Origin of the sequence: Mesorhizobium sp. M0618 (assembly GCF_040320765.1) — a bacterium.
Classification (GTDB): Bacteria; Pseudomonadota; Alphaproteobacteria; order Rhizobiales; family Rhizobiaceae; genus Mesorhizobium.
Window position 1 is genome coordinate 58862 of sequence record NZ_JAMYQH010000037.1, and the last position, 6265, is coordinate 65126.

A 6265-nucleotide genomic window follows, 5' to 3' on the forward strand; every position below is an offset into this window, starting at 1 on the left:
TGACAGCATGAAGCATCGTCGCGAAGCCCTCGGATAGCTAGCGCGATGCGTTCTTTCGTGGTGGCATGCTCAGAACCCGGACTCCTGGCAGGGCATGCGTAGGCGCTCGCGCTCCTCGTGTCGCCTTGCATCAGCTGCCAGTTTCGACAGCAAGATTTGCGGTATCGAGGTCATGGCCGCTCCTCCGTCGGTGCGCTGACCTTCTCCGGCACCTGGAAGACCCAATAGTGCGCGTCCTCCTCGGCGACGTATCTGCCGTTCCTTAGACACTGTGCCGGTGTAAGGACGCCCTCATCCTGCAGACGCCGCACCTGGTCTTCAAAGGATGTCGTCTCCGCGTAGCTCTTGCGGGTGCTTGCAATGACGAACCCGTTCGGGCGGGTGACGCGAGCGAGCTCGCGCAATCCATCCGGTCGGACGTGTCCGGGCGTGAGGACGCCGCAGCAGACGGTCAGGTCATAGCTCGCGCTGGAGTAGTCGGAGAGCCGCCCGTTAAGGTCGACATCGCCTTTGGCATGGCGGTAGACGCCGGTTTGCCGGGCCTTTTCGGCCATATCTTCGGAGAGATCGAACCCGTCAATCAACCGGAAGCCGAGGCGTTCCAGTTCCACGCCGACGAGCCCTGTTCCGCAGCCAGCGTCCAGGATTGCGATGGCATTTCGCTGCCCGGCCAAATAGGCCGTCTGCACGGCGCCTGCCAGTTCCGCCACGATCATAGGCCCGCAGTACCCGACGCGGACCTGATCCAGATCGAAGGCACTGGCCCATCCGCGATATAAGTGGGCCAAGCGAGCGGCGTCGCCATCGAGGTCATGGGATGCCTTCATACGCTCTCGTGCGGCTTGCTCCGGTGCTGTCTGCTGATCCAGGGTATTCATAACCGTCCTCCGTGTAAGGGTAGATGGGTGCGGCACTGCATTCATGGGCGCGCAACGGCCGCAGCTGAAACCACGAACTGTTCCTTGCCACTACGCGGAGGATGGTTGTTGACCATGCGAAGGCGCCTAGACACAAGGTAATCACGTCGACGTCCTCTAGCGGAAACATATGTCCACCCTCCCGGCTTGATCGGCCCGTTGGGATTGGTCAGCAATTCCTGACCTGGCTGCTGGGGGTCCTTCATGGACGCTCTCCACGATAAGCCATCGACACTCCAAAGGTGGGCACCAGAAAAGACGATTTGGTATTCTCAAGAGCGACTGTACCAGCCGCATGCAGGAGCAAAAAGGTGTTTTTTGAGAATTTTACAATACATTACGTTGCAGTTTTGAGATATACGTCGTATTTATACTTAACTTTCCGAAAATACACCGACATGCATCCAACACTCCATAAGGCTTCCGCGTGACTGCGTTGTATGGGAAAGCAATCCCCAGGAGAGCCCGGCAGGAGACTAGCCTCGGTGCCGGGCAATAGCGGGAAAAGGCATGCAGTCGTTCGTTAAATCTCACCTTGCGCTTCACCGCGTCTTGATGCTCAACCAAAGCCTTCGCATTATCCAGCAGGACCTCCGCTGGAACCCCGCTGAAGCGCAGGAAAGCTCCTTCCATCCCCTCGAACCGGTCAAATGCTCTGCATTTCTGAGTACATCCCTTGACGCTTTTTGTCATCAAGCTCGGACCGCGCGGTGAGCAGCAGCTCATTGAAACGGGCGTTCTTCCAACGAGAATTGTTCCATGCAGCATTAGCGGCATAACCTATAGAGAATATCCAATCAGCGGTAGGCCGGCCTAGCCAGTAGCTCGCTGAAAACGGTTTCTTCATGTTAACCGTGTGTCCCAGTAGCCATCATTCGCCGGCGAACTACATCAATACTGATGCCAGCTTTGGCGGCGTCCTGCTGGTAAGGCACTGCAGCGTCGACTGCGCCTGCGAACGCAGCATCTGCGGCAGACAGCACTTCGATCAGATGGTCGTGCTCAGCACGGGTGTTGAGGACTAAAAGCCGACGCCGGCGCTTGTGGCCTGATGCTTCGATCAGAACTTCATTGCGCACCCTGGGAATGTCGATCGCTACCAGCACCGCGGCGGGTGTAGAATCTGAAGTGTCATGATCGGTCTCTCCGGAATGGGTTATGAAGATTCACATTCTAGAGAAGCTTTGACTGGCCATGGCCGCCTTAACCGGTGCGCGCCTGCAGCTCTCTCGGCTGCCGCCACTCCATCATTCCTTAGGTGCTACGGCTCTTTCTACACAGCTTTCAACTTCCGCGATGCCGCCGTGAACTCGGCCCCAAGGCACATCCGCACTAGACTTACACCCAAAGAGACGAATGGGAAGGCCGAGCGCACACCGCCATGCCTCTGCGACTGGAACAGCCGACGACCACTGTTGCTCTGTCTGTAACGTTCGCAAAGCGGATCACTGATTGGTCAAACTGGCGACCTTGGAACATCGGAACCCTCCGAAATTCGTCGCAAGGCTTCGTATGTCACACGGCCGGTACCAAAACGTTGCAACAGATCCTTCAACTAAGTTTACAGAACCTTTGCGACCGCTAAGCGCTGACAATGGTACCTTCCGTGAAGTCTGAGATCAGGCACGGACAAAAAAGCTGATGCCTGTTTACGCTCGGGCCGCTGCACAGCACTAGACCTCGGAGTAAAATGCCCATGGCAAGAAAAGCGCTCATCCTGGTTGAAGGTCATAGACGTAATGGTCCGCTCCACGTCCAAGCGGCTCAGTGTCTTGGCCTTCATCCAATTACGCTAGCGGCTGATCCGGCTCAGTACGGATATCTTGCGGCGGAAAGCATTGAGGCTATTCGTTTTGATACAAGCAATCTCGATGCGCTGATCCGCGAATGTTCCCGGCTGCGTGCTGCGTATGACATTACTGGCATTACTGGCTTTGCGGGCGACGACGAGTCAGTCCCTGCGACAGTCGGCAAGCTCTGCCAGCACTTCGATCTACCGGGACCGACCCCCGCATCGATTGAACGATGCTGCGACAAATTCGTTCAGCGTCAGGTTCTCGCGGAGGCTGGCGTTCCAGTACCTGCTTATCGCGTGGCAGCGAATGCGACGGAGGTGGAAGGCTTTGCCACGGAGATCGGCCTACCGGTGATTCTTAAGCCAGCTGTAGGGAGCGGCAGCATCGGTGTCCGTTTGTGCCGCAATGTCGATGAGTTGGCCGATCATACGACCTATCTGTTAGGCGGGAAGCAAATATGGCGTTCTTCCCCGAGAATACTGGTCGAAGAATTCGCACAAGGCCCGCATTATAGCATTGAAATAATGGGAACTGAGGTCATTGGGATTGGCGTCCTTGACTTCTGCAGCCCCCCCCATTTCGTCTATCGTGAGCTCACCTATCCGGCCGTGCTGACCGATGAAGATTATAATCGTATCACCGATGTTTCACTGAGCTGTTTGCGAGCTCTCGGCCTTGGCTGGGGGCCAACGAACATTGAACTCCGGTGGACGAAGCGTGGCCCAGTCGTCATTGAAGTCAATCCGCGTCTTGCGGGTTCGCCCGCTCCTGAACTGGTTCAGCTGGCTTATGGTGTCGATCTCGTCAAGGAGCACATCAAGCTTGTGATCGGTGACGAATGGAATTTACGCAGAAGCAATTCGCAGACTGCGGTCGCGCGGTGGCTGGTTGCTGATCGTGATGGCACGCTCGAGTACATCGGTGGCGAGAGTCTGGCGGCTACTGTACCAGGTGTCGCCGAGGTCAAATTCTACATTGAATCCAAGACGCCGATCATCAGGAAAGGCGATTACCGAGACTGCATCGGACACGTCATCGCCGCATCACCTTGCCCCGCTAAGACCGAGGCCATACTTCAGCGTGCTGCCGATTTAATCGATTGGTCGATCACACGATTTCCGAACCTTTGCGAAAAGGAATAGTCCGCGGATCTTCTCTCCGCACCAACGCAGGCGAATAACGGTGCTCCGAACCGTCGTTCGGGAGGTGTGCCTCTCGTCCTCAGATTGAAAGTAAGACCGTATGTCCGCCTCTGTCGGAGCCCGCCCCCAACGACACGCTACTACCTGCTGCAAATCGCCATGCTTGGCGGCTATCTCGCCCGCAAACTGTCAAACGGCCCTTTAATTGCGGGTAGTTGTCAATCCGGATCTCGCACTGCCATCGCCGGGGTCATGGTCCTTTCCGAGGTCGAGTGCCTCATGATGATGTTCGGGTCGGGCGCCTGAACGTTTCCAACGAGATGCAGATGAACTGCTGTCAGCCGTTTGACCGAGGTCGCCACCGTCCCGGCGGGGACATCACGGGTTCCGGAAACGGGCCCGCGAATTAGGTCGAGTTCGGATCTGCTATGCCACCTTTTCGCTACCCCACTCAAAGCTTGTGCCGTCGACCCAGAGGCAATGAAGCAGAACCGCGATCTTCCGTGCGACCGCCACCTGTGCCTTCTTCAAGCCGATCCGCCTCGACAGACGCATCCCCCAGTCTTTCAGCGTGGACCATTTCTTCGTCCGGTGCAGGAGGACGCTGGCCGCCTCGTAGAGATGTCCGAAAGACAGTGGCAGCACCATCATCGATCCAAAGCTTCTCACCTATGCCGAGCGGCTGCAATATGAAGGTATCTGGGCGGAACAGTGCCCTGTGGAAGACCATCAACTTCCACCTGCTGGCTGCGGCACGCCTGGCGCTTGGTCGCGAGGCGAGCCCGAGCGCCGGTTGCCGGCTAGCGCGGCTACAACGCCGGCAAGAAGATCAAGGGCCGCAAGCGCCATATCATTACCGACACCGACGGGGCACCTTGTCGGGCTGAGGGTGCACGCGGCCGACATCCAGGACAGGGATGGGGCAGTTGGCGTCACCGCCTCCATTCGACACCTTTACCCGTGGCTGCGCCATCTATTCGCCGACGGCGGCTATGCCGGCGAAAAAATGAAGCAGGCTCTCGCCGACCTGGGTACATCGACCATCGAAACCATCAAGCGCTCCGACGCGGCCAAGTGCTTCGAGGTCCTGCCGCGACGATGGGTCGTCGAGCGAACTTTCGCCTGGCTCGAACGTTATCGCTGGCGATAGTCGCCTCGAAATCATTGTCGAGCCGGCGCCGAGGCATGAATTATTCATCGCGCCGCCGCCCAGCTCCACCTCGCACGGAACCGAGTTTCGAGTTAGGTTTAAGGAAAAGGAGGGTGCATTTCTGCGGCCGCAACATGCGATTGCGTGCGCTAGTCTCGCCGCTACCCTGCTTGGCTAAGCTAAGCGGGATACCCAAGAAGGACTCATCAACGGCTCCTCCCAAGACTTTAGGTCCGCACCTCCGGGATCGAAGCCTGCTGCCGATGCGAAGGGCGCCCTTGACCAACTGCGTCCTTCATTCTAGAGCGTCGAGCATTCTGACCCGAGTGGATTACCGTCGTGTAGCGATGACCTGCTGCCGCAAAATCGGGATTTGAATATCACGTCGAGGAATGTTGTTGTCACAGAACGATGCAGCGGCTTGAAACTTCCACTGTCATTCCTCGTTCTTGATTGCTGCGGAAGACGAGCGGGCTGGCAGAAAACCGAAGGACTCTCGATGAGAAATGTTGACAGTTAATAGCGCAGGCGTGGAGCCCATAATTGCCTTGCGAGCGAAACGCCAACGCGTTCGATGCTCGATTATGGCGTTGCATCACATGCCGTTCATCGGGTGTTACTTAAATTGCGCCGTCAATCACTTGCTTCATCGGGCAACCGTTGTGGCCTCGTCATTGTCAGACGCTTGATCCTTTCGACGAGCTGCCCCTCCCATACGATGCCGTGATGCAGCCAATGTGCCAGGTGCTGCGAGGAGCCAAGCATTGTTGACATTCGGCAACTTGGACCAGCCCACGCCCTGGTCGGTCCAGCGTGTCGTAGCCAAGATGCGGCGATGAGAGGGTGCGAGGGTGTACTGGTGATGGGAGCTACTGCAGTCGTCGCTGTCATGGGACGTGGTGGCAAGAGAATCTGGCCTTGATTGAAGCATTGAGCGCAAGTCATTCAACCTCGACACTTTGTCGTAACCAAGAAGCTGGCACTGCCTAGAAGCTGATAGTGGTCGGCAAACGCTCCCGTCGTTTCAGTCCCGTATTCTCGGGGATATCGTCTACACAGGCCACTCAACCACGCGTTCGGCGTCACTGATGACCTGCAGGAAAAGAAATGTGTCGTGGGGGCAGGCGAGTCACTCCGTTGAGGCGGAATAAGCCGTTCACGTGCTGGCACTCTGGGGTTGTGTGCGTCAAGTTCTGCAAAATGGGCGATCATGAAGCTGGTCATGCGGCTTGGCGTAGAGCGAGCTTCTTGTGCTCGCGC

At 57.2% G+C, this 6265-nt stretch carries 3 protein-coding genes and 4 pseudogenes; 2 read left to right on the forward strand and 5 right to left on the reverse strand.

What is annotated here, in order from left to right:
- Nucleotides 1-170 precede the first annotated feature (170 nt).
- The 4 genes and pseudogenes from NKJ04_RS29235 to NKJ04_RS29245 all read right to left on the reverse strand — a co-directional run.
- Nucleotides 171-878, reverse strand: a complete 708-nt coding sequence (locus tag NKJ04_RS29235) for a class I SAM-dependent DNA methyltransferase (RefSeq protein ID WP_352678884.1) — start codon at nt 876-878, stop codon at nt 171-173.
- A gap of 534 nt (nt 879-1412) precedes the next feature.
- Nucleotides 1413-1574: pseudogene (locus NKJ04_RS33755) on the reverse strand (IS21 family transposase); the annotation flags it as partial.
- A complete protein-coding gene (locus NKJ04_RS29240; protein WP_352678886.1) occupies nt 1564-1764 on the reverse strand; it encodes a hypothetical protein in 201 nt (66 codons plus the stop codon). The pseudogene NKJ04_RS33755 and the gene NKJ04_RS29240, both read right to left, overlap by 11 nt.
- 126 nt (nt 1765-1890) lie before the next feature.
- Nucleotides 1891-2077 (reverse strand): annotated as a pseudogene (locus NKJ04_RS29245) (hypothetical protein); the annotation flags it as partial.
- Between the two features lie 536 nt (nt 2078-2613).
- Between NKJ04_RS29245 and NKJ04_RS29250 the strand changes: the two are divergent.
- Nucleotides 2614-3855: an ATP-grasp domain-containing protein gene (locus NKJ04_RS29250; protein WP_352678888.1), complete on the forward strand. Its 1242-nt coding sequence runs from the start codon at nt 2614-2616 to the stop codon at nt 3853-3855.
- A gap of 426 nt (nt 3856-4281) precedes the next feature.
- On the opposite strand, the pseudogene NKJ04_RS29255 reads toward NKJ04_RS29250, so the two are convergent.
- A pseudogene (locus NKJ04_RS29255) lies at nt 4282-4479 on the reverse strand (IS110 family RNA-guided transposase); the annotation flags it as partial.
- Between the two features lie 80 nt (nt 4480-4559).
- Between NKJ04_RS29255 and NKJ04_RS29260 the strand changes: the two are divergent.
- Nucleotides 4560-4996, forward strand: a pseudogene (locus NKJ04_RS29260) (transposase); the annotation flags it as partial.
- Nucleotides 4997-6265 lie beyond the last annotated feature (1269 nt).

Excerpts from the sequence above, each read along its gene's own strand:
- NKJ04_RS29235 (WP_352678884.1), bottom strand. The coding sequence starts at position 878 with ATGAATACCCTGGATCAGCAGACAGCACCGGAGCAAGCCGCACGAGAG.
- NKJ04_RS29240 (WP_352678886.1), bottom strand. The coding sequence starts at position 1,764 with ATGAAGAAACCGTTTTCAGCGAGCTACTGGCTAGGCCGGCCTACCGCT.
- NKJ04_RS29250 (WP_352678888.1), top strand. The coding sequence starts at position 2,614 with ATGGCAAGAAAAGCGCTCATCCTGGTTGAAGGTCATAGACGTAATGGT.